This is a genomic window from Mesorhizobium sp. ISC25, assembly GCF_042295465.1.
Taxonomy (GTDB): Bacteria; Pseudomonadota; Alphaproteobacteria; order Rhizobiales; family Rhizobiaceae; genus Mesorhizobium.
On the sequence record NZ_CP135441.1, the window covers coordinates 473,331 to 496,060 of the forward strand.

The window sequence follows — 22,730 nt, forward strand, 5'->3', positions numbered from 1 at the left end:
GCCTTTCACGTTTGCGATCCCGGTTCAAAGCAGCCTATGCCTATATGACAGGTTCAGGACATGCAGCTTCGACATCTCAAGACCTTCGTGGCGGTCGCCGCCACCTTGAACATCACGCGCGCCTCCGAGCGGGTTCATCTTGCCCAATCGAGCGTGACCGAACAGATCCAGGCGCTGGAGGCCGATCTGGGCACGTCGCTATTCGACAGGTCACGGCGTGGCTTGAAGCTGACCGCGGCGGGACAACGCCTGCTGGACTACGCAAACGATCTCCTCGACCTCGCCGACGAAGCCCGTTCCGCTGTCGCCGACGCGAGCGGCACGGTTGCCGGTCGCCTGACGGTCGGCGGCCTGGAGACGCTTTGCTCGACACGCTTGCCAGCTTTGCTGGGGGAATTCCATCGGCGCCATCCCGATGTGGAACTGGACCTCAAGGCGGACGATAGCAGCGGGTTGCGTGCCGGCGTGACAAGCGGGACGCTGGACGTATCTTTCCATTTCGGAGCCGTCCCGGCGGCGGCGCCGGAGCTGCGAAGCGATCAAGTGGCAGAAGAAGAGCTCGTCATCATAATGCCGGCAAATCACCGGTTGGCCGGATATTCTGCCATAACGCCCGACGATCTGGCTGATGAGGCCTTCCTCGTCACTCAGCCCGGTTGCGTCTATCGGCGGATGTTTGACGAAACGTTTGCCGCAACGTTGCCTGACCGTCCAAAACTCGTCGGCGAGTTCGCCAGCATGGGTGCGATACGGGGCCTTGTCGCAGCCGGTCTTGGATGCGCGCTGGTTCCGCGTCTCGTGGCTTCCGCGGCTGACGCCAATATCGTCGTGTTGCCTTGGGTCGCAAGCAGCCCGGTGACGCCGGTCACCATGGTATGGCGCCACCGGCGCGTTCAAGCGCCGGTGCTGCGGCTGTTCCTCGCAATGGTTCGCGAAATTTGGCCATCGCTAGACCAGCCGCTGGCCACCATCGACATGAAGCACGGTTCCGGTGATGAAGCCGTTATGCATCAGGGACGTGATGGCTTGGGCAATGTCGGCTGCCTGGCCGATCCGGCCGACGAGCAGACGCTTTGCCATGGCGTCCAGCGCGACGGTCTTTCCGCTGCCGACGACGGCATCCCAAATCGGCGTGTCGACCCAGCCCGGTGAGACGACGTTGACGCGGATCGGCGCCAGTTCGACGGCAAGCGCGTAGGCGAGTGAGCCAAGTGCCCCGTTAACGGCTGCCACCACCGAGCCTTTCGCCGCCGGACGATAGGCGGCGATGCCCGAGGTCAGCGTGATCGATCCCCCGAGCGTCAGACGAGGCGCGCCATGTTTGGCAAGAAGCAGCGGCCCGACGATTTTGGAATCCATCACTTTCCGCGCCACCGAGATGTCCAGCCCGGGAAGCAACACATAGACGCCCGTAACGTCGGCGGCGGTCGAGACGATGTGGTCGAGCGTACCGACATCCTGGAACAGGCGCTGGACCTCTTCCTCGCTTGTGACGTCGGCTGCGATCGTCCTCAGCCTTTCCGGGTGAGGCAAGCGCTGCCGTGCGGCCGACAACCGGTCCTCGGAGCGGCCGACGATCGTAACTTCGGCGCCGGCGGCAAGCCGCCGTTCGGCCAGCGACAGCCCCATGCCGGAACTGCCGCCAACGATCAGGACGCGTTCGTGTTTTGGTGTAGGTTCCTGGTTCATCTTGTCTCCATCAGGTAGCTCGCAGGGCGTGAGCACACGCGGCGAGAAACTGAGGCCTTGTCCCGCAAAGGCATGAGAGAAGGGAAACGGGAAGATACGAATGCTGCCATCGGAGGTTCCGATGATGGGAAGCCTGGATGCAGAAGGTTTAGGCGGAATGCCGCTCAAGTGTTCTCGGCATTGCTGCCGCGCGATAGGCTCGGCGCAGTTGCAAAACAATCAGCGCCGCCGGATGCGGTTCAGGCAGCGGCGAAGGATAAGTGTGATGAGAGAGAGAGAAATGGAGGTTTCTGTTGCCAGGTACCTCCGAACCCCGCCTAGAAGTGCGAACCACTAGGGCTTGAATTGAAGCTATCGCACCGCTTACGCGGCGAGACGTGCTTCCGCATAGTTGTCGTTGGCAACTATAAGTTTAGCCCGATAACGGTGGTACAATGCCGGGCAAAAGTACGATCTTTACACCTTCGTCGATCCTATTTCGCCCCCAGCAAAAGCCGCTCCCGAGCAGCGGTTTTTGGTGGAGGCGCCGGGTACCGCCCCCGGGTCCGAACGGCTTATTTCATCGCCTGTTTATCGCCATAGTCGGTCGAGCCGACGAAGCGAATATAGGGACTGGCGGTGGAAAATGAAAGGCCGGAATGCCACTTTCGCCCGTGTCAAAGTGGATCATCAAGGGTTGACTTGCGGCCGGTCTCAACCGAAGCTTTGTGGCGGTGAGGAGACGCAGCGCATAGTTGCGGCAGCGCGCCACAATCCTCATCGACCGGATCCCGTGGCGCCGACGAGGGGAAATTCGATGGCCGATTATCTCGCAGACGTAAAGAAATATGATGCGGCGGCGGATGCCGACGCGGTCGCCAAGATTGTCAAGCATCTGGGCATCGCGCTCAGGAACCGCGATTCCTCGCTGGTGTCCTGCACCGACCCGGAGGAACTGAAGCGCGTCAGGAACAGCTGGGTCGCTGGCAAGCTCGGCGTCACCGACGGCGCCAAGGCGGATGCGGCAATCAAAAAGACCTGCAAGGCGATGGCGGCGGACAACAGCAAGAGCAGGGTGACGTTTTACTACCTCGTCGCCAAGGATCTGGGCATGCTCGGCTCGCTCTGAACAACCTCGCCGCCGGTGTCGGTGGGCTCCGGTGGAATCGTCTCGCTTTGCTGTGTTCGGCGGACGGTCATTCGGCTATGATGGCTGACAACCCGAATCGGACCGGAGCCGATGCGCCAGTATCTCGACCTTCTGAAGCATGTGCTGGAAAACGGCGCCGATCGCGGCGACCGTACCGGCACCGGAACACGCTCGGTATTCGGCTACCAGATGCGCTTCGACCTCGCCCGCGGCTTTCCGGTCACCACCACCAAGAAGCTGCACCTGAAGTCGATCATCCACGAGCTTTTGTGGTTCCTGGCCGGCGACACCAACATCAAATATCTCAACGATCACGGCGTCTCGATCTGGGATGAGTGGGCCGACGAGAATGGCGATCTCGGCCCGGTCTATGGCAAACAGTGGCGGTCGTGGCCGGACGGCCATGGCGGCGCCATCGACCAGATTGCGAATCTTCTGAAGGAGATACGCAAAAATCCTAATTCGCGGCGGCTGATCGTTTCGGCGTGGAACCCGGCCGAGGTGGAGGCCATGGCGTTGCCGCCCTGCCACTGCCTGTTCCAGTTCTATGTTTCGGAAGGCAAGCTTTCCTGCCAGCTCTACCAGCGTTCGGGCGATATCTTTCTCGGTGTGCCGTTCAACATCGCGTCCTATGCGTTGCTGACGCTGATGGTGGCGCAGGTGACCGGACTGAAACCCGGCGATTTCATCCACACGCTCGGCGACGCACACCTTTATTCGAACCATTTCGAGCAGGCGCGCGAGCAATTGCGGCGCACGCCCAAGGCGTTGCCGACGCTATGGATAAATCCCGAGGTGAAGGATCTCTTTGCCTTCCGCTTCGAGGATTTCCGGCTCGAGAACTATTTCGCCGACGCGACGATCAAGGCGCCGATCGCGGTCTAGGACCTACTTGACTGTCCATATCGAAATTGCCTACTGCGGCTGCGCCCTCGTTTGCCCGTGCCGCGGGTACTGATTTCATGTGATATTTCCTTTGGCCTCGATACCGCTGTATCCAGCGGAGGTTATCGCACGCCGAGAAACCTGAGCTCAGAATGCCGTCGCCGGTAAAGAGCCTTTCCTTGTTATGTTCACATGGATATATCGATGGACGGCTTCGGGCGTTCCGAGACGAGGAGAGTTTCATGCTGGCGCGCAAAGGTTCGACGACGATTGCCATCGCGGGTCTCGCAGCCATCCTGATGGCCGCGGTGCCGGCGGCCCATGCCGATGACAAGGTGGTCGTGTTTGCTGCGGCGAGCCTGAAGGACGGGCTCGATGCCGTCAACAAGGCCTGCGAGGCCGATGTCGGCGAGGCGGCAACCATTTCCTACGCGGCGAGCTCGGCGCTGGCCAGGCAGATTGAAAGCGGCGCGCCGGCAGACGTGTTCATCTCGGCCGATCTCGACTGGATGAAATATCTTTCCGACAGGAAGCTGACCAAGCCCGAAACCGAAGTGAAACTGCTCGGTAACCAGATCGTGCTGATTGCGCCGCAGGATTCCAAGGTCGAGACCAGGATCGAAAAGGGGTTCGATCTAGCCGGGCTCGTCGGTGACGGCAAACTTGCCATGGGCGATGTCAAGGCGGTGCCGGCAGGCAAATACGGCAAGGCAGCCCTTGAATCGCTCGGTGTCTGGTCTTCGGTCGAAGGCAAGGTGGCGCAGGCCGAGAATGTGCGCGCCGCCCTAAAACTGGTGTCGACCGGCGAGGCAGCACTCGGCATCGTCTATGCCACGGATGCGCATGCGGAGCCCGGCGTGAAGGTGATCGGCACTTTCCCCGACAATACACATCCGCCGATCATCTATCCGGTTGCCCAGCTTGCGGATTCGAAGGGCAAGGATACCCCGACGTTCCTGAAATGCCTGCAATCCGCCAAGGCTGGCGAACTCTTCAAGGCGCAAGGTTTTACCATGCTTGCGCCGAGCAACTGACGAACGGCACCGCACATGAACTGGCTGCTGGATCTCGCTCCCGACGAATGGAATGCGGTCCGGCTGTCGATCAAGGTGGCGACCGTGGCGATGATTGCCAGCCTGCCGCCAGGCGTGGCGATCGCCCTTGTGCTCGCCCGCGGCCAGTTCTGGGGCAAGACACTGCTCAACGGGCTGGTGCATCTGCCGCTGATCATGCCGCCGGTGGTGACCGGCTATTTATTGCTTCTGACTTTCGGCAAGCGTGGTCCGGCCGGGGCCTTCCTGGCCGAGCATTTCGGCATCGTTTTTTCCTTTCGCTGGACGGGCGCCGCGCTCGCCTGCGGCGTGATGGGTTTTCCGTTGATGGTGCGGGCGATCCGGCTGTCGATCGAAGCGGTCGACCGCAAAATCGAGGCGGCCGCCGGCACGCTCGGCGCCAATCCGCTATGGGTGTTCGGCACGATCACGCTGCCGCTGATCCTGCCCGGCCTGATCGCCGGCGCGATCCTCTCCTTCGCCAAGGCGATGGGCGAATTCGGCGCGACGATCACCTTCGTCTCCAATATCCCGAACGAGACGCAGACGCTGCCGTCGGCGATCTACACTTTCACGCAGGTTCCCGGCGGCGACCCCGGCGCGCTCAGGCTGACGCTGATCTCGATCGTCATCTCGATGGCTGCACTCGTGGCCTCGGAAGTGCTGGCGCGGCGCGTCGGCCGGCGGATGGACATCGAATGACGGTTCAGGTCGACATCAGCCACCGGCTTGGCGATTTCGCCGTCAATGCCCGCTTCGAGAGTGCCGGGCGGCTGACTGCGCTGTTCGGGCCGTCCGGCTCCGGAAAGACGACGCTTATTAATTTGATTGCCGGGCTGATCCGCCCCGACAAAGGCCGCATCGCGGCCGAGGGCCGCGTGCTGGTCGATAGCGATGCCGGCCTGTTCGTGCCGAAGCACAAACGGCGGATCGGCATGGTGTTCCAGGATGCGCGGCTGTTTCCGCATATGAGCGTGGCGAGCAATCTGCGCTATGGCCGTTGGTTCACGCCGGCTGCCGAGCGCTACGCGGATATCAATGGCGTGGTCGAACTGCTCGGAATCGGCCATTTGCTCGACCGGCGGCCGGCAAAACTCTCCGGTGGCGAGAAGCAGCGCGTGGCAATCGGCAGGGCGCTGCTTGCCAGTCCGAAATTGCTGCTGATGGACGAGCCGCTGGCGTCGCTCGACGAGGCGCGCAAGGCCGAGATCTTGCCTTATATCGAGCGGCTACGCGACGAGACGAAAATTCCGATCGTCTATGTCAGCCACTCGATCGCCGAAGTGGCGCGGCTGGCGAGCGACGTCGTGGTGCTGATGCAAGGCAAGGTCGCTGCTTCCGGCCCGACCGGAGCGATCATGCAGCGTCTGGATCTGTTGCCGGCCGAAGAGCGCGGCGAGGGCGGTGCCGTGCTGGATGCCGCGGTTCTGCGCCACGACGAAGCCTTTGGCATGACGGTGCTAGGCTCATTGGCGGGCGAGATACGGGTGCCGCTTCTGGCAACGCCGGTCGGTGCGCCGGTGCGCGTCCGCATCCGTGCCCGCGACGTGATGATCGCCACCGAGCAGCCGGTTGGCCTCAGCGCGCTCAACATACTGCCGGGCACGATTGTGGCGATAGAGCCGGGCGAAGGGCCTACGGTCGAGATTGGCCTCGACTGCAATGGCGCAACCGTGCTTGCCCGCATCACCGAACAGTCGCGGCAGACGCTGCGGCTTCGGCCTGGTCGAAAGGTTTTCGCGGTGGTCAAGACGGTCAGCTTCGACCGGGCGAATACCGGCGCCGGCTTGCCGGCCGAGGCGGATGGGTGAACGGCCGATGATTCGCTATATCGTTTTAGAATAGCGGTATCGCTGCAGAACTTGTAGAATAGCGTCACCGCGGAGGAGCAAATGCCGTCGCTGAGTTTGCGGATAAATCTCGATCCAGATGGCCGCCTCGGGCCGGGCAAGATCGAGCTTCTGGAACAGATCGCCGCCTTCGGTTCGATTTCGGCCGCGGCGCGCGGTATGGAGATGTCTTACAAGCACGCCTGGGATCTGGTCGAGGACATGAACCGTGTGTTCGGCAAGCCGCTGGTTGCGGCACAGACGGGCGGCAAGAAAGGCGGTGGCGCCCAGTTGACGTCGGTCGGGCTTGCGGTGGTCAGCCGCTTCCGCGCCATCGAGCGGGCTGCTTCTTCAGCAGCGGCGGCACATATGGAGGCGCTGCAGGCCGAGATCGACGCTGCGTGAACTCGGCGGAATTCATGCCGCGCTCGATCTCTGCTACTCCTCAGGCTCGCCCGGCTTGCGCAGCAGATAGGTGTCCATGATCCAGCCTTTTTTCCGACGGGCCTCCTCACGAGTGCTCACGATCTCGTCGCCGACGTCGCCAATCCGGCCCGAGATGACGATCTCGTCGGGCGTTCCGAGATAGGCGCCCCAGTGGACGGTGACGTCCTTGTCGTCCAGCGTGTTGAAGGCGCATTTTCCGTCCAGCATGACGATGGTGCTGCCGACGTTTTCGCGCAGACCTTCCTCGGCGAGCCGGCGGCCGGTGGTAATCAAAATGGTGTCGCCGATGCGGTTCAATGCCATTTTGTGGCTGGCTGCGAGTGCCTGGATAGCGGTGATGCCGGGGATGACATCCAGCTCGAACGCGACATTGCCTCTGAGGCGCACGCGCTCGAGGATGCGCAGCGCGCTGTCGTAGAGCGAAGGATCGCCCCAGATCAGGAAGGCGCCGCAGCCATCTTCGGGGAGTTCATCGCGGATCAGGCCTTCGTAGATCGCGGCGATCGCCTCGTGCCAGTCGTCGACGATCGAGCGGTAGGAAGGCGCCGGCTCGGCGCGCACCGGAACATCGAATTCAACGCGGCGCGAGTTGGGATTGGTGACGAAGCGGTCGCAGATCTGGCGGCGCAATTCGGCGAGATCATTCTTCTTCGCGCCCTTGTCGGGGATGAACAGCACGTCTGCCCGGTTGAGGCCGTTAATGGCCTGGACCGTCATGTGCTCCGGATTGCCGGCGCCGATGCCGATGACAAGAAGCTTGCGCATGGGCGAACTCCTGCCCGATCGGGACCGGCGTGTCTAGACCGACATGACATGCCGGCAGGCGCCGGCGCGTTTGCCGAAAGGCTTTGAAACGCCACATTGAACAGCTAGAGTCATGTTGGCATTCTCGCCGGGGGAGTTTCCATGTTCCGTTACGTCCTGACCGCAGCCTTGGCGCTCTCGGCTACGCCTGCGCTCGCCAATGATTCGGTCGCCGAACTCGGCACTGGTGGGCTGATCCTTTCGCGCAGCGATGCGGTGGCGATGGAAAGCGAGGATCTCTACATCTCGCCGGAAAAAGTGACGGTCGATTACGTCTTCCGCAATAACACCGACAAGGATGTCGATGCGATCGTCGCCTTTCCGATGCCCGACATCGAAGGCGACCCCGAAGAAATACCGGCAATTCCGGAGGCGCAGAGCGACAATTTCCTTGGCTTCGAAGTGACGATCGACGGGTTGCCGGCAAAGCCGCAGCTCGAGCAGAAGGTGTTCGCACTCGGCATCGATATCGGTGCTGACCTGAAGGCGCAGGGGGTGCCGTTCTATCCGTTCGGCGATGCGGCCAAGGCAGCACTGGCAAAGCTGCCGCAAGCGGTCGCCGACGACTGGGTCAACCGGGGCATCATCATCGAGGACACCGCCGACGACGGTTCGGGCATGAAGACCGCCTATACGCCGTTCTGGCAATTGCGCTCGACCTATTGGTGGCGCTCGACCTTTCCAGCCAACAAGGCGGTCCATGTCTCGCATCGCTACAAGCCGAGCGTCGGTGGCACCTCCTCGGTCAGCTTCTTCTATGACGGTCGGTTCCAGGGTCAGTATGCCGCCTACAAGACCCGCTACTGCATGGATGGCACGTTCGAGAATGCCGTGCGCAAGGCAGCCAAGGACGATCCCGACGGCTACCCCAAATATTTCGAGAACCGCATCGCCTATATCCTGACCACGGGCGGCAACTGGGCGTCGGGAAACATCGGCACGTTCAAGCTGACCGTCGACAAGGGCGATCCGAAGAACCTGGTCTCGTTTTGCGGCGAAAACGTCACGAAGGTCGGACCGACGACATTCGAGATGAAGGCGCAGAACTTCTACCCCGAGCACGACATCGACATTTTGCTGCTGGAGCCATCCGATGGCGGGAACGGCGGCTGATGGACCTCGCGATTTATGTCGCCATCGCCGAGAACGGTGTGATCGGGCGCGAGGGTGGGTTGCCGTGGCGGCTTTCCACCGATCTCAAGCGGTTCAAGGCCGATACAATGGGCAAGCCCATCATCATGGGCCGCAAGACCTATGAAGGCATCGGCCGGCCATTGCCGGGCAGGCTCAACATCGTGGTGACGCGAGACAGGGCATGGCGCGCCGAGGGCGTCGAAGTCGCGCATTCGATCGAGGACGCGATCGCGCTGGCGAGGGTGCGCGGGCGCTGCATGGCCGGCGCTGACGAGATCTGCGTCATCGGCGGCGGCGAGATCTACGCTCAGGCGCTGCCGTTGGCCGATCGGCTGCACGTGACCCATGTGCTGGCCGCGGTCGACGGCGACGCCCATTTCCCGCCGATCGACCCGGCGCTATGGCGGATAGTCCGCTCACAGGAGGTGGAGGCCGGTGAGAAGGACAGCCATGCGACACGCTATTCGGTTTACGAGCGGCGCCGCGACGTGAATTGAAGACGACAAAGCGTCGCGACAGGTCTAAATGGACCCAAAGGCGGACTGTTACGGCAGCCGATCGCGTTGAAAGCGTGCCGTTGCATCCCTATAGAATAATAATATTGGATTTTGCGCCGGCGAGCCGGCGCTTGAGGGAATTCCAAGCGAAAGGACATTCATGCCCTGGAACGACAAGAGCGGCGGCGGCGGCCCGTGGGGCGGCGGCAACAATCAGGGACCTTGGGGACAGGGACCCAAGGGACCCAGTGGCCCGCAGGGCTCGCCTCCCGATCTCGAGGATATCATCCGGCGTGGGCAGGATAGGTTGCGGCGCGCGCTGCCGGGCGGCGGTGGCGCGAGCCCGGCCGTGTTCGGGCTGATTGCTGCGGCGCTGGTGGTGCTATGGGCGTTCAAGGCGGTCTACACCGTGCAGCCCGACGAAGTTGCGGTGGAGCTCAGGTTCGGCAAGCCGAAGGCGGAGCTTTCGCAGCCTGGCCTGCATTTCCATTGGTGGCCCATTGAAACGGTCGAGACCGCCAACATCGCCGAGCAGCTTGTCAGCATCGGTGGCGGCAGCACCAGCGGCAATGGCCTGATGCTTTCCGGTGACCAGAACATCGTCAACGTGCAATTCTCGGTTGCCTATCAGGTTTCCGACCCGAAGGCCTATCTGTTCGACGTGTCCGACCCGGGCGGCATGCTGCAGCAGGTCGCCGAAAGCGCGATGCGTGAAGCGGTCGGCCGGCGTCCGGCGCAGGACATTTTCCGCGACGACCGGCAAGGCATTGCGGCGTCGGTGCGTGAGATCATCCAGACGACGCTGGACGGCTACAAGGCCGGCCTCAACGTCAATGCCATTTCGATCGAGGACGCCGCGCCGCCGCGCGAGGTGGCAGACGCGTTCGACGAGGTGCAGCGGGCCGAACAGGACGAGGACAAGTTCGTCGAGCAGGCCAATCAGTATTCCAACCAGAAGCTCGGCCAGGCGCGCGGTGCGGCCGCGCAGATCCGCGAAGACGCTGCCGCCTACAAGAACCGGGTCGTGCAGGAGGCCGAAGGCGAGGCGCAGCGCTTCATCTCGGTCTATGACGAATATGCCAAGGCGCCGGAAGTGACGCGCAAGCGGCTTTACCTGGAAACGATGGAGAGGGTGCTGAAGGATTCGAGCAAGGTCATTGTCGAGCAAGGCAACGGGCAAGGGGTGGTTCCCTACCTGCCGCTGCCGGCATTGCAGCAGAAGGCGCCGGCACCGGCCACCGGAGGAAACCAGTGATGGCCAACCGTCTTCCCGTCATTGCGGTCATCGCCGCGGTCATCCTGTTCCTGCTCTATTCGTCGGTCTTCGTCGTCAATGCGCGCCAGCAGGCGCTGGTGCTCAGGTTCGGCGAAATCGTCGACGTCAAGAACCAGCCGGGCATCTATTTCAAGGCGCCATTCTCCTTCTTCGATGCCGACACCGTTCAGCTGATCGAAAACAGGGTCCTGCGCTTCGACCTCGACAACATCCGCGTCCAGGTTTCGGGCGGCAAGTTCTATGAGGTCGATGCCTTTATCGCCTATCGTATCTCGGATCCACGTGTGTTCCGCGCCGCGGTCTCCGGCCAGATCGAACTGGCCGAGGCCCGGCTTAGGACGCGTCTCGACGCCGCCTTGCGCCGCGTCTACGGCCTGCGCGACTTCGAGGCGGCACTGTCGGAAGAGCGCGCCGTGATGATGCGCGAGGTGCGCGATCAGCTGAGGCCCGATGCCACCTCGCTTGGCCTGCAGATCGAGGATGTCCGCATCCGCCGCACCGATCTCACGGCCGAAGTCTCGCAGCAGACCTTCGACCGCATGAAGGCCGAACGTCTCGCCGAAGCCGAGCGGCTGAGGGCGCGAGGCAATGAGGCAGCGCAGCGGATCAGGGCTCGCGCCGACCGCGAAGTGGTCGAAATCGTCGCGGAAGCGCAGAAAGAGTCTGAAATCCTGCGCGGTGAAGGTGAAGCCCAGCGCAGTGCCACGTTTGCCGGGGCCTATCAGCGCGATCCGGCCTTCTTCGATTTCTATCGCTCGATGAATGCCTATGGCACTGCGCTGAACAGCAGCGGAACGACGATGGTGCTGTCGCCGAATTCCGAGTTCTTCCGCTTTTTCCGCGACCCGGACAGCAAGGAAACGCCCGCGGCACCGCCGGCACCAGCGCCGGCCGCTCCCGTCGCGCCAGCGGCACAGCCAGGCACCGGCCAGTAGGGCCGGTGCAGGGGAAGCCGGCGTAACGGAGGATTTATCCTCTGGCGGTAGCCGTAGCCGCAAACGTGCCTTATTTCTTGCCAACATGACGCGACGCGGCGTTTTTGCCGAAGCGCTTTTTTAGAACACCCGGAGGCCTTTCGATGACATCCACCACCCTTCTGCGTGCAGCGAGGCGGACGTTCATCGCCGGGGCCGCTGCGCTTCTGGTCGGCGCCGTTGCCGTTCCGTCTTTCGTGACGCCGACAGTGGCAGCCGACGGGCCGCCCTCGGTTGCCGATCTCGCCGCCGGCCTGCTCGGCGCGGTGGTCAACATCTCGACGTCGCAGACGGTGAAGGGCACTGAGGGACCGGGCGCGGTGCCGATGCCGCAGCTTCCAGAAGGCTCACCCTTCCAGGACTTCTTCGACGATTTCTTCAAGAACCGTGGCGGCGACAAGGGCGGCGGCGGACAAAAGGTTCAGTCGCTGGGCTCCGGCTTTGTGGTCGACGCCGAGCAGGGCATCGTGGTGACCAACAACCACGTCATAGCCGATGCCGACGACATCGAGGTGAATTTCTCCGACGGGGTGACGCTCAAGGCGACGCTGGTCGGCACCGATACCAAGACCGACGTCGCGGTGCTGAAGGTCGATCCGAAAGGGCACAAGCTGACGGCCGTGAAGTTCGGCGATTCCAACACGATGCGTGTCGGCGACTGGGTGATGGCGATCGGCAATCCGTTCGGTCTCGGCGGCACGGTGACGGTCGGCATCGTCTCGGCGCGCAATCGCGACATCAATTCCGGCCCGTATGACGACTTCATCCAGACCGATGCCGCGATCAACCGCGGCAATTCCGGTGGACCGCTGTTCAACAGCAGCGGCGAGGTCATCGGCATCAACACGGCAATCATCTCGCCGTCGGGCGGCTCGATCGGCATCGGCTTCTCGATCCCGTCGCAGCTTGCATCGGGCGTCGTCGACCAGCTTCGCCAGTTCGGCGAGACGCGGCGCGGCTGGCTCGGCGTGCGCATCCAGCCGGTGACCGACGACATTGCTGAAAGCCTGGGCATGGCGACCGCCAAGGGCGCGCTGGTTGCTGGCGTCATCAAGGGGGGGCCGGTCGACAACGGCACAATCCAGGCCGGCGACGTGATCATCAAGTTCGACGGCAAGGACATCCATGAAATGCGCGACCTGCCGCGCGTTGTGGCGGAGAGCCCGGTCGGCAAGGCGGTCGACGTGATCATCGTGCGCAAAGGGGTCGAGCAGACCGTCAAGGTGACGCTCGGCCGGCTCGAGGACGGCGAGAAGCTTGCCAGCGGTGGTGAAAACGGCAACACCGACCAGGACGATGCCGACAAGGCGCCTGCGGTTTCGACGGCTGCCGTGCTTGGCATGACGATCGGCGAGCTCAATGACGAGACGCGCACGAAATTCGGCATCGCCGCCGACGTTTCCGGCGTCGTCGTGACCGACGTCTCAAAGGATTCGGCAGCGGCCGAACGCGGCATCCAGCCGGGCGAGGTGATCACTGAGATCGCGCAGGAATCGGTCGCGACGCCCAAGGACGTCATGGACCGGATCGGCGCGCTGAAGGAGCAAGGGCGCAAGAACGCGCTTTTGATGCTGGCGTCGAAGACCGGCGAGCTGAGGTTTGTGACAATCCGGATGGATTGAGTCCGGAAGAGCCTGCAACACTCTGATCTTGAAAAGAAAAGGGCGGCTAGCGGGCCGCCCTTTTTCTTGCATGCCAGTCCGTGCGTGACAGCCTGTAGAAGACATGTCGCCTGAGTGCGGTGTGGCTGTCCGGAACGCCGGGATGGTCGAAGTCGGAGGCCGGGTCGGCGGTCATGCCCAGGCGCTCCATGACGGCAGTGGACCGGCTGTTATCCTTGACTGCGAAGGACACGATTTCGTCGAGGCCAAGTCTTTCAAAACCATAGGTGAGCCACGCTTCGGCTGCTTCGGTGACATAGCCGCGGCCCCAGAATTCTGGTGCCAACCGCCAGCCAATCTCGATCGTGCCGGGCGGCAGGAATGGCAAATGATCGGTTCCGGTTATGCCGACGAAGCCGATGCATTCACCTGTGGCTGCGATCTCAGCGGCCGCGAAGCCGAAGTCGGTGCGATCGATAGCCGCGCGCAACTCCCCCATCTTAGCGTCAGCCTGGGCGCGGTCGCGGCGAAACGGAAAGAATTCCATGACGCACTCGTCGGAATTGATGCGATGGAAGAGCTCGCGGTCACGATCTTCCCAGTTGCGCAGGATCAGGCGCTCGGTGCGGATCGGCGTCATTCGACAAATTCTTCCCAGCGATAACCCTGCAGATAAAGCAAGGCGGTGAGGTCGCCGTGGTCGATGCGGATCTTTGCCTCAGCCGCCACGGCCGGCTTGGCGTGCAAGGCGACGCCGATGCCGGCAAGACGGATCATGTCGAGATCGTTGGCGCCGTCACCGACGGCAATGGCATCGGCAGGCGTCAGGCCGAGGCGGGCGGAAATCTCGATAAGGGCTTCGGCCTTGGCGGCGCGGCCGAGGATCGGCTCGGCGACCAAGCCGGTGAAGCGGCGATCCTGCTCGATCAGCCGGTTGGCGCGATTTTCGTGAAAACCGAGCAAGGCTGCGACGCGGGTGGTGAAGATGTCGAAACCACCGGAGATCAGCGCTGTCCAGGCGCCGCTGGCCGCCATAGTCTGGACGAGCGTGCGGCCGCCGGAGGCCAGCGTCAGGCGATTGTCGATGATGCGGTCGATGATTGCGGCATCGAGACCCTTGAGCAGCGCCACGCGCTCGCGCAAGGCCGGCTCGAATGCGATCTCGCCGTTCATCGATCGCGCCGTGATGGCGGCGACGCGATCTTTGACGCCGATCTCGTCGGCAAGCTCGTCGATGCATTCCTGGTCGATCATCGTCGAATCCATGTCGGCGATCAGGATCTTCTTGCGCCTGTTCTCAGCCGGCTGGACGGCCACGTCGATCGGTTCGGAAGCAAGTGCGGCATGCAGGCGCGCCGTCATTTCGGAAGCTTCGGCGGTCTCCGGCAAATCGAGTTCGCAGGCGATGCCTTCGGCCAGCCAGCGAACAGCGCTTGCGCGGACCGACCGCGAGGCCATATTCGCTAGCGTCGGCGTCAATGCGCGGCCGGCGGGATGGGATAGCAGCGTGGCGGTCAGCGGCATCGAAAATTCCAGCGGACAGGCGGGCGAAGGCCGCGTGAAGAACGCGATCCTGATAGCCGGGCCGACCGCCAGCGGCAAGTCGGCGCTCGCACTCGACCTCGCCGAGCGCAATGGCGGTGTCATCGTCAACACCGATTCCATGCAAGGCTATTCGGTGCTCGCCGTGCTGACGGCGCGGCCTGGTCCTGCCGAACTCGCCCGCGTCCCCCACTTTCTTTATGGACACGTCAATCCGTCCACCGCCTATTCCACCGGCGCCTGGTTGCGTGATGTCATGAAGCTCATCGACGACGGCAGGCTTTCGGCGCGGCAAGTGATTTTCGTTGGCGGTACCGGGCTTTATTTCCGGGCGCTCACGGAAGGTATCTCGGAGATGCCCGACATTCCGAAGTCGATCCGTGATCGCTGGCGCTACGAGCTCCAGGAACAGGGCGCGGTGAGATTGCACCGCATCCTGTTGCGCGAGGATTCTGCGGCCGGCATGATGCTGAGGCCGACGGATGGCCAGCGCATCGTGCGGGCGCTGGAGGTGCTCGACGCGTCGGGCCGTTCCATCCTGGACTGGCAGGCCGCGCGTGGCCGGCCGTTGATCGACAGGAGCAGCGCGCGCTTTTTCGTCATCGAGCCGGAGCGAGCGGCGCTGGTAGAGCGGATCGATGCCCGCTTCGACCGCATGCTGGACAAGGGGGCACTCGACGAGGTGAAACAGCTTTCAGCGCTCGGCCTCGATCCCGACCTGCCGGCGATGAAAGCAATTGGCGTTCGCGAGCTTCAGGCCGCGCTGGCCGGCGCCATCAGTTTTCCCGAGGCTATCGAGCGCGCGAAAATCGCGACGCGGCAATATGCCAAACGGCAGGCTACCTGGTTCAGGCACCAATTGGGCCCGGAATGGCAGAGATTGCGCCTTGGTGACGGGATCGACTCGATGATCTCACCCCCTCCTTCGAGCGCAACCTGAAAAGCCGACGTCGAAGCGACATTTCGCGTTGAAGTTGTCCAGGTTAACTGTCCGTAAGCTCCCGCATGCCATAAAATCGATGGGAACTTTCGAACGGGGAGCAGATGCGTTTCCACAAGGCGGAATCAGCCTTTTTCGTCTTTATTTTTGTAATCCTGGCCGCCGGCCTGGTGACGCTTTACGCCTATGCGCTCCTGCAAACCCTGGCGGCCGACATTAGCAATACGCCTTCGGAACTCGATGAAATCGTCTATCTCAACAAGCTGCTGTTTGCGACGGGCGTGTTGCTGGCGACTGCGCTGTTCTTCGGCATTTTCTTCATCTACCCGCTGATCCGAAAGCAGGCGACGGAAGAAGGCAAGCTGCGCGCAATGACCGTTTCGCTCAGCGCGCGCTCGGAGACGCTGGAGCATGCGGCGCTCACCGACAGCCTCACCGGCATGCAGAACCGGCGTTATTTCGACGATGCGCTGAAGGAATATCTCGAAGAGTTTCGCCGCATCGAGAAACCAGTCGGGCTGATGATCCTCGACCTCGACCATTTCAAGCAGGTCAACGACAGCCACGGCCACGATGTCGGCGACGAGGTGTTGCGGGCCGTCGCCAACTGTCTCAAGGACATGACACGCTATCACGACGTCGTGGCGCGCCTGGGCGGCGAGGAGTTCGCGGTGGTCACGCCCAATATGGACGCCGAGCTGCTATCCAAATTCGCCGAGCGCATCCGCAAGGCGATCGCCAACATGTCGGTGCTGACAGGCAATGTCCGACTGAAAATCACCACCAGCGTCGGGCTTGCCGTCTGGGATCGCAAGGAAACCGCCGAGGAGTTCTATCGCCGCGCTGACCGCCAGCTCTATGAGGCAAAGAGGCAAGGGCGCAACCGCGTCTGCGCCTGAAATCCCGTCATTGAATTCGATGCTGGCCGTCTGGTATCGTTTTCTGCGTTTCCGGTGCACGCAGACCGATGTCACCCAGTCAAGCTGAGATGCTGCCTTTGCGGGGCTTGCCGGGAATAGAGGTGTTCCGTGACTATATCCGATCTCTCCGATCTTTACCGGGGCTATATTGCATGCCTGAACAAGCAGGATTGGCCAAATCTGGGGCGGTTTGTCCATGATGAAGTGACCCACAACGGTCGCAAGCTCGGATTGTCCGGCTATCTCGAAATGTTGGTGAGAGACTTCGACGAAATTCCGGACCTTTACTTCGACATTCAGCTATTGGTTGCCGATCCGCCTTATATAGCGAGCCGGCTAAGCTTCGACTGCGCTCCAAGGGGAACGTTCCTTGGGCTCGATGTAAGCGGGAAGAGAATTTCGTTTGCCGAGAACGTATTCTATGAGTTTCAGAGAGAGAAAATTCGCCAGGTGTGGTCAGTTATAGACAGGGCAGCCATCGAAGCTCAGCTTTGATACCTGCGGCCGCACCGATGAGGTCTGCCTAAAGTCGCCCGACTTATTCGTTTTGCGGGCGTAGCCCGAAGGTCGCCGGCTTGAGGCCGTAGCGTAAGTCGAAATCGTCGTTCCGCTGGGTGCGTGCGGCCGGCGGTTTGCGATAGTCCGAATCGCCGGCCTGCCGGCCCGGATCGACGACTTCCGCGAACGCCATTGCCTGTTGCGGTCTAGGCACATTGCGCAGCCGTTCGACGATCGCCACGAGGTCGACTTCGTTGCCGGTTTCGGACGGCAAGGCGTCCTCGCGCTTGGCCGTGCCGGGGATCAAATCCTCGGAGAGCTTTTCAAACTTCATCCGCATCGTCGTCGCCACGCCTTCCCCAAAGGCGATAGCCTCGCGCTGGCCCATGGAAGATAGGAACGCCAGCGTCGAAGCCGAGGAATCGGCGATCGCCGACCGGATGATCGCCTGGTCCTGCTCGTTGGCGAGCCGCATGGCAAAGAACGTCGAGCACTGCGACAGGATGGTCGGGTCGAGCTCGCCAGGGCGCTGGGTGACGACACCGAGATAGCAGCCATATTTACGGCCTTCCTTGGCGATGCGCGACAGCGCGTGCCGCGTCGGCGCGAAACCGAGGCGCGGATCGGCCGGCATATAGCGATGCGCTTCCTCGCACAGGAAGAGCAGCCGCAGGCGGCCTTCGCTCCACAACGCCAGGTCGAAGGCCAGCCGCGCCAGCACCGAGCATACGGAATTGACCACCTCGGATGGCATGCCGGCCATTTCGAAGCAGGTCACCGGGCGGCCGTGATGCGGCACGCGGAAGATGTTGCCGATCGTCTCGTGGATAGTGTCCTCGATCAGGCGTGAGTTGAACATGAACCGGTAGCGCGGATCGGATGCTGCCGATTCGATACGTGTCTTCAGTGACCTGAGGGTCGGGCGATCGTTCTTGCTTTCCAGCAATCCCATGCGCTCGTCGACCAGCTTGATGAGGTCGGCAATGCGATAGGGCATCGGCGCGTCGGCGGTCAGCGCGTCGGTGCTGCGCCGTAGGTAGTTGCCGGAGTTCGGATTGCGGTAGAGGTTCTTGGCCGCGGGAATGAGATCGCGTAAGGCGTCGACCTCTTCCGGGACCGTCTCGCGGCCGCGAAACAGCACCTCGGCAAATTCTTCGAGCTTGAACATCCAGAAGGGCAGGTCGAGGGTCGTCGAATCGACCCTGACGCAATATTCGGGCAACGACGCGGCGAACTCGTTGTGTGGATCGAGGATGAGCACGCGCAGGTCTGGCCGGGCGGCGATCGACTTGCGCAAGAGCAGCGACACGGCAGTCGATTTGCCGACCCCGGTGGTGCCGACAATGGCGAAATGCCGCGCCAGCGTATCGTCGATGGCGATATTGGCGTCGATGGCCTCGTCCTGCGACAGCGTGCCGATGGTGATCGAATCACGACCGGCGAGATCGTAGACGGCCTGCAGATCGCGGCTGCGGATACGATGGGCAATGGCGCCGATATGCGGATAGGTCGTGATGCCACGGTCGAAGACCGGCTTTGCGCCGGGTTCGGCACCATCGCGCACCTCGCCGATCAATTCGATGCTGACCTCGATCGGATTCTGGCCCTCGCTGCTCCAGGCACGATCCGACTTGCCGATTTCGTAGACCAGGCCGACGGTTCGTGATGTACCGAGATTGATCGAGATCATCTTGCCGACGCTCCACAGGCCGGTGACCGTGCCTTCGATATCGTCGGCATAAGCGCTGATGGTGGCGCGCGCGCCATCGCATTGCACGACATTGCCCAGAATCCGCTTGTCGTTCTGCTCCGCCCTGCGGCGCTCCAGCAAAGACGGTTCTCCAATGGAGGCTTCGCGTTCAACGAGCATGGACAGGCCGGTCCCCTTTTCCCAAGCGATGAGCCTAGGCGAACGGGGTTAAGGTGGGATGAGGCCGGATGGTTTAACGGACATTAAGGAGTTTGCGAAAACTGGACGAAACGGCCGTTGCTCGAGCGCGGAATTTCGCTATATTGGATCAATGGATGATATAGCGAACGATATATCCTCGACTATCGGCAGAAGGATACACGCCGAAAGGGTGGCTCGCAGCTGGTCCCTGGCGGAATTGGCGGAGCGGTCCGATGTCTCGAAAGCCATGCTGAGCACGGTAGAGCGCGGCATGACGAGCCCGACGGCGGCACTTCTTGTGCGCATTGCGGCCGCTTTCGGCATGACGCTTTCCACTTTGATCGCAAGGGCGGAATTGCAGGGCGGCGGTCTGCTTCGCGAACGTGACCAGCCGGTCTGGCGCGATCCGGCTACGGGTTATGTGCGGCGGCACCTTTCGCCGGTTTCGGATATGCCGCTCGAACTGATCCGGGTCCAACTGCCGGCGGGCGCCAAGGTAAGTTTCCCGGCGGCGTCCTATGCCTTCATCAGGCAACAGATCTGGCTGATCTCCGGGCGGCTGGAATTCACCGAGGGCGACATCGTTCACAGGCTCGAACCCGGCGACTGCCTGGCGCTCGGCGCGCCATCCGATTGCGTCTTCCACGCTCCGGGGCCGGACGCCGCCGACTATCTGGTTGCGTTGGCCAGGAGCTGAGGTGAAGGCGCGCCGTCCGAAACGCTCCGACAATGGTGGTCCGCCGCTCGACGACTATGACGGTCCGCCCTGGGGCAAGGGCGACCCCTATATCTTTCTTGCCTGGCGGACCGCCCATGCCCAGGCATGGAAAGTGCCGAGCCGCGAGATCATGCTGATGCGGCTGGACAAGGCCGAGCGGCTGGGCCTGACCTACGAGGAATACACGCTCGAACTGCTGGAACGCGGGCGACATCTGCAAGAGGAAGACGCCGAGCGCATCGCGGAAATCCGCCGGGCCAGGAAGCGGAAGCGATCCAGTCATTTCGACTGACGGGCGGCGAAGGGGAAACCACATGAGTTCGATCGAAATCAGGCCACTCAGCAATACTGACGGAACGCAAAAAATGCTGGTCGATTTGCTGATCGGGACAGTCGCCGCCGGCGGCTCGGTCAGCTTTATGCATCCGCTGGCGCCGGAGATAGCCGCAGCCTTCTGGAGCAAGTCGCTTCAGGCGGCCGCCAGAGGCGAAAGGGTGGTGCTGGCTGCCTGGAACCGCGAGGCTCTGGTCGGCACCGTCACCTTGCTGCTCGACTGCCCTCCCAACCAGCCGCACCGGGCCGAGATCGCCAAGCTGATGACCCGCCTCGATTATCGCGGCAAGGGCATCGCAACCCGCCTGATGGAGGAGGCGGAAGCTGTTGCCGTGGAGAAAGGCCGCACGCTGTTGGTCCTGGATACTGCAAAAGAGGAGGGGGCTTCCGGCCTCTATGAAAAGCTCGGCTTCGCGCTGGCCGGCGAAATACCGGATTATGCGCTGAAGCCGCATGGCGGGCTGACAGGCACCCTCATCTACTGGAAACGCATCGGTTCAGCCTGATCCGGCCCGTGCACATTCGCCGTTGACAGCGGCGTCAAACCAATTCTATTGTCCGCCACCATGAAAAAGGCACTCATTCTCGTAGGAAAGCGCGTGGGCAAGGCGGTGTAACCGCCAGGCGATGACCTCCCATGCGCAAGACACAGGCTCCCTCGGGGGCCTTTTTTATTGCCCGAAACACGACTAAACGACCAGCAATCGCCCGATGGCGAACAGTACGGGACCAGACCGATGAGCAGTGGACAGAATGAGCGGCGCGAAATGCCAAGAACCGAAATGACTGGCGCCGAAATGGTGGTGCAGGCGCTGAAGGACAACGGCGTCAAGCATGTTTTCGGCTATCCGGGCGGCGCGGTTCTGCCAATCTACGATGAAATCTTCCAGCAGGACGAGGTCGAGCACATCCTCGTTCGCCACGAGCAGGGCGCGGGCCACGCGGCGGAAGGCTATGCGCGCTCCACCGGCAAAGCCGGCGTCATGCTGGTGACCTCAGGGCCGGGCGCGACAAATGCGGTGACGCCATTGCAGGACGCGCTGATGGATTCGATCCCGCTGGTCTGCCTGACCGGCCAGGTGCCGACTTCGCTGATCGGCTCGGATGCGTTCCAGGAGTGCGACACGGTCGGCATCACGCGGCCCTGCACCAAGCACAACTGGCTGGTGAAGGACGTCAACGAGCTCGCGGCAACGATCCACGAGGCCTTCCATGTGGCAACCACAGGGCGCCCCGGTCCGGTCGTGGTCGACATTCCGAAGGACGTGCAGTTCGCCAAGGGTATCTATGTCCCGCCGCAGACGGCGCCGCGCACCAGCTACCAACCGAAGGTCCAGGGCGATCTGGAAAAGATCAAGGCGGCGGTCGAGCTGATGGCCGGCGCCAGGAAGCCGATCATCTATTCGGGCGGCGGCGTCATCAATTCCGGCCCGGAGGCGAGCCATCTGCTGCGCGAGTTGGTCGACCTGACCGGCTTTCCGATCACCTCGACGCTGATGGGCCTTGGCGCCTATCCGGCGTCGGGCAAGAACTGGATGGGCATGCTCGGCATGCACGGCACCTATGAAGCGAACATGGCGATGCACGATTGTGACGTCATGCTCTGCATCGGCGCGCGCTTCGACGACCGCATCACCGGGCGGCTGACGGCGTTTTCGCCGAATTCGAAGAAGATCCACATCGACATCGACCCGTCGTCGATCAACAAGAACGTCCATACCGACGTGCCGATCATCGGCGATGTCGGTCGCGTCCTGGAAGATCTGGTGCGGCTGTGGCGGGCAACCGCCAAGGCCGACAAGAAAACGCTTCACCCGTGGTGGGAGCAGATTGCCAAATGGCGCGCCCGCGATTCGCTCGCCTACAAGATGAACCACGAGGTGATCATGCCGCAATATGCCGTCCAGCGGCTCTATGCGCTGACCAAGGACCTCGACACCTACATCACCACCGAGGTCGGCCAGCATCAGATGTGGGCGGCGCAGCACTACCACTTCGAGAAGCCGAACCGCTGGATGACCTCCGGTGGGCTGGGCACGATGGGCTACGGCCTGCCGGCGGCACTCGGCGTGCAAATCGCGCACCCGGATGCGCTGGTCATCGATATCGCCGGCGACGCTTCGGTGCAGATGACGATGCAGGAGATGAGCGCGGCGGTGCAGCACGAGGCGCCAATCAAGATCTTCATCCTCAACAACCAGTATATGGGCATGGTGCGGCAATGGCAGCAGCTGCTGCACGGCAACCGGTTGTCGCATTCCTACACCGAGGCGATGCCGGATTTCGTCAAGCTCGCCGAAGCCTATGGCGGCCACGGCATTCGCTGCGACAAGCCGGACGAGCTCGATGATGCCATCAAGGAGATGATCGGGGTCAAGAAGCCCGTCCTGTTCGACTGCCGCGTGGCGACGCTCGCCAACTGCTTCCCGATGATCCCGTCCGGCAAGGCGCATAACGAGATGCTGTTGCCGGACGAGGCGACGGACGAAGCTGTGGCCAACGCTATCGACGCCAAGGGCAGGGAACTGGTGTAGCCTGGTTCAAGGAAGCTGTGCGAAAACAGCAGATTAG

At 62.4% G+C, this 22,730-nt stretch carries 23 protein-coding genes, 1 other RNA gene and 1 pseudogene; 19 read left to right on the forward strand and 6 right to left on the reverse strand.

The genetic code is table 11. The features are described from left to right. Nucleotides 1-60: 60 nt before the first annotated feature. Nucleotides 61-876, forward strand: a pseudogene (locus tag RQ479_RS02385) (LysR family transcriptional regulator); the annotation flags it as partial. 72 nt (nucleotides 877-948) lie between these two features. Here RQ479_RS02385 and RQ479_RS02390 read toward each other — a convergent pair. Continuing rightward, a complete protein-coding gene (locus RQ479_RS02390; RefSeq protein WP_376703980.1) occupies nucleotides 949-1,689 on the reverse strand; it encodes an SDR family oxidoreductase in 741 nt (246 codons plus the stop codon). A 279-nt stretch (nucleotides 1,690-1,968) separates the two neighbouring features. Next, nucleotides 1,969-2,324, reverse strand: a transfer-messenger RNA (tmRNA) gene (gene ssrA / locus RQ479_RS02395). Between the two features lie 161 nt (nucleotides 2,325-2,485). On the opposite strand from ssrA, the gene RQ479_RS02400 reads away from it, so the two are divergent. The 6 genes from RQ479_RS02400 (at nucleotide 2,486) to RQ479_RS02425 (ending at nucleotide 6,989) form a co-directional block, all read left to right on the forward strand. Beyond that, nucleotides 2,486-2,797 (forward strand): DUF2853 family protein, encoded by a 312-nt coding sequence (locus RQ479_RS02400; RefSeq protein ID WP_352466933.1) that lies wholly within the window; start codon nucleotides 2,486-2,488, stop codon nucleotides 2,795-2,797. A 111-nt stretch (nucleotides 2,798-2,908) separates the two neighbouring features. Then, nucleotides 2,909-3,703, forward strand: a complete 795-nt coding sequence (locus RQ479_RS02405; RefSeq protein WP_023676701.1) for a thymidylate synthase — start codon at nucleotides 2,909-2,911, stop codon at nucleotides 3,701-3,703. A 242-nt stretch (nucleotides 3,704-3,945) separates the two neighbouring features. Then, nucleotides 3,946-4,737, forward strand: coding sequence for a molybdate ABC transporter substrate-binding protein (modA, locus tag RQ479_RS02410; protein ID WP_376703981.1), 792 nt, complete (start codon nucleotides 3,946-3,948; stop codon nucleotides 4,735-4,737). A gap of 15 nt (nucleotides 4,738-4,752) precedes the next feature. Continuing rightward, the gene (gene modB, locus RQ479_RS02415) at nucleotides 4,753-5,457 is read left to right on the forward strand and encodes a molybdate ABC transporter permease subunit (protein ID WP_352466931.1); all 705 of its coding nucleotides are present in this window, start codon (nucleotides 4,753-4,755) and stop codon (nucleotides 5,455-5,457) included. Beyond that, nucleotides 5,454-6,566: a molybdenum ABC transporter ATP-binding protein gene (modC, locus tag RQ479_RS02420; protein WP_352466930.1), complete on the forward strand. Its 1,113-nt coding sequence runs from the start codon at nucleotides 5,454-5,456 to the stop codon at nucleotides 6,564-6,566. Before modB ends, modC begins: the two co-directional genes overlap by 4 nt. A gap of 81 nt (nucleotides 6,567-6,647) precedes the next feature. Next, entirely contained in the window at nucleotides 6,648-6,989 is a 342-nt protein-coding gene (locus tag RQ479_RS02425; RefSeq protein ID WP_352466929.1) for a winged helix-turn-helix domain-containing protein, read from the forward strand. Between the two features lie 33 nt (nucleotides 6,990-7,022). Here the strand turns inward: RQ479_RS02425 and cobF are convergent, their stop codons facing one another. Beyond that, nucleotides 7,023-7,796 (reverse strand): precorrin-6A synthase (deacetylating), encoded by a 774-nt coding sequence (cobF, locus tag RQ479_RS02430; RefSeq protein ID WP_376703982.1) that lies wholly within the window; start codon nucleotides 7,794-7,796, stop codon nucleotides 7,023-7,025. 141 nt (nucleotides 7,797-7,937) lie between these two features. Between cobF and RQ479_RS02435 the strand changes: the two genes are divergently transcribed. The 5 genes from RQ479_RS02435 (at nucleotide 7,938) to RQ479_RS02455 (ending at nucleotide 13,338) form a co-directional block, all read left to right on the forward strand. Further along, on the forward strand, nucleotides 7,938-8,948 hold the full coding sequence (locus RQ479_RS02435) for a DUF4424 domain-containing protein (RefSeq protein WP_376703983.1): 1,011 nt from the start codon (nucleotides 7,938-7,940) through the stop codon (nucleotides 8,946-8,948). Continuing rightward, entirely contained in the window at nucleotides 8,948-9,466 is a 519-nt protein-coding gene (locus RQ479_RS02440) for a dihydrofolate reductase (RefSeq protein ID WP_352466926.1), read from the forward strand. Before RQ479_RS02435 ends, RQ479_RS02440 begins: the two co-directional genes overlap by 1 nt. A gap of 160 nt (nucleotides 9,467-9,626) precedes the next feature. Further along, nucleotides 9,627-10,721 (forward strand): FtsH protease activity modulator HflK, encoded by a 1,095-nt coding sequence (hflK, locus tag RQ479_RS02445; RefSeq protein WP_292664363.1) that lies wholly within the window; start codon nucleotides 9,627-9,629, stop codon nucleotides 10,719-10,721. Then, nucleotides 10,721-11,677 carry a protease modulator HflC gene (gene hflC / locus RQ479_RS02450; RefSeq protein WP_292664365.1) on the forward strand — a complete coding sequence of 319 codons (957 nt, stop codon included), beginning with the start codon at nucleotides 10,721-10,723 and terminating at the stop codon, nucleotides 11,675-11,677. Before hflK ends, hflC begins: the two co-directional genes overlap by 1 nt. 143 nt (nucleotides 11,678-11,820) lie before the next feature. Then, nucleotides 11,821-13,338 (forward strand): DegQ family serine endoprotease, encoded by a 1,518-nt coding sequence (locus RQ479_RS02455; protein ID WP_352718975.1) that lies wholly within the window; start codon nucleotides 11,821-11,823, stop codon nucleotides 13,336-13,338. A 46-nt stretch (nucleotides 13,339-13,384) separates the two neighbouring features. On the opposite strand, the gene RQ479_RS02460 is transcribed toward RQ479_RS02455, so the two are convergent. Then, nucleotides 13,385-13,957, reverse strand: a complete 573-nt coding sequence (locus tag RQ479_RS02460) for a GNAT family N-acetyltransferase (protein ID WP_376703984.1) — start codon at nucleotides 13,955-13,957, stop codon at nucleotides 13,385-13,387. Beyond that, the gene (serB, locus tag RQ479_RS02465; protein ID WP_376703985.1) at nucleotides 13,954-14,841 is read right to left on the reverse strand and encodes a phosphoserine phosphatase SerB; all 888 of its coding nucleotides are present in this window, start codon (nucleotides 14,839-14,841) and stop codon (nucleotides 13,954-13,956) included. Before serB ends, RQ479_RS02460 begins: the two co-directional genes overlap by 4 nt. On the opposite strand from serB, the gene miaA reads away from it, so the two are divergent. The 3 genes from miaA to RQ479_RS02480 all read left to right on the forward strand — a co-directional run bounded on the left by miaA (nucleotide 14,825) and on the right by RQ479_RS02480 (nucleotide 17,214). After that, on the forward strand, nucleotides 14,825-15,799 hold the full coding sequence (gene miaA, locus RQ479_RS02470) for a tRNA (adenosine(37)-N6)-dimethylallyltransferase MiaA (RefSeq protein ID WP_376703986.1): 975 nt from the start codon (nucleotides 14,825-14,827) through the stop codon (nucleotides 15,797-15,799). The genes serB and miaA overlap by 17 nt on opposite strands. Nucleotides 15,800-15,903: 104 nt before the next feature. Then, complete coding sequence (locus RQ479_RS02475; RefSeq protein ID WP_376703987.1) at nucleotides 15,904-16,698, forward strand: GGDEF domain-containing protein; 795 nt, start codon at nucleotides 15,904-15,906, stop codon at nucleotides 16,696-16,698. Nucleotides 16,699-16,827: 129 nt separating this feature from the next. After that, nucleotides 16,828-17,214, forward strand: coding sequence for an ester cyclase (locus tag RQ479_RS02480; protein WP_352466922.1), 387 nt, complete (start codon nucleotides 16,828-16,830; stop codon nucleotides 17,212-17,214). A 43-nt stretch (nucleotides 17,215-17,257) separates the two neighbouring features. On the opposite strand, the gene RQ479_RS02485 is transcribed toward RQ479_RS02480, so the two are convergent. Beyond that, nucleotides 17,258-19,087, reverse strand: a complete 1,830-nt coding sequence (locus tag RQ479_RS02485) for an ATP-binding protein (RefSeq protein WP_376703988.1) — start codon at nucleotides 19,085-19,087, stop codon at nucleotides 17,258-17,260. A 151-nt stretch (nucleotides 19,088-19,238) separates the two neighbouring features. Here RQ479_RS02485 and RQ479_RS02490 point away from each other — a divergent pair, with 151 nt between their 5' ends. The 4 genes from RQ479_RS02490 to RQ479_RS02505 all read left to right on the forward strand — a co-directional run bounded on the left by RQ479_RS02490 (nucleotide 19,239) and on the right by RQ479_RS02505 (nucleotide 22,693). Further along, complete coding sequence (locus tag RQ479_RS02490) at nucleotides 19,239-19,805, forward strand: XRE family transcriptional regulator (protein WP_352466920.1); 567 nt, start codon at nucleotides 19,239-19,241, stop codon at nucleotides 19,803-19,805. 1 nt (nucleotide 19,806) lies between these two features. Beyond that, entirely contained in the window at nucleotides 19,807-20,118 is a 312-nt protein-coding gene (locus RQ479_RS02495) for a hypothetical protein (protein WP_376703989.1), read from the forward strand. Nucleotides 20,119-20,140: 22 nt separating this feature from the next. Then, nucleotides 20,141-20,665 (forward strand): GNAT family N-acetyltransferase, encoded by a 525-nt coding sequence (locus tag RQ479_RS02500; protein ID WP_352516818.1) that lies wholly within the window; start codon nucleotides 20,141-20,143, stop codon nucleotides 20,663-20,665. Nucleotides 20,666-20,941: 276 nt separating this feature from the next. Continuing rightward, nucleotides 20,942-22,693 (forward strand): acetolactate synthase 3 large subunit, encoded by a 1,752-nt coding sequence (locus RQ479_RS02505; protein ID WP_376705850.1) that lies wholly within the window; start codon nucleotides 20,942-20,944, stop codon nucleotides 22,691-22,693. The last annotated feature ends 37 nt before the right edge of the window (nucleotides 22,694-22,730 follow it).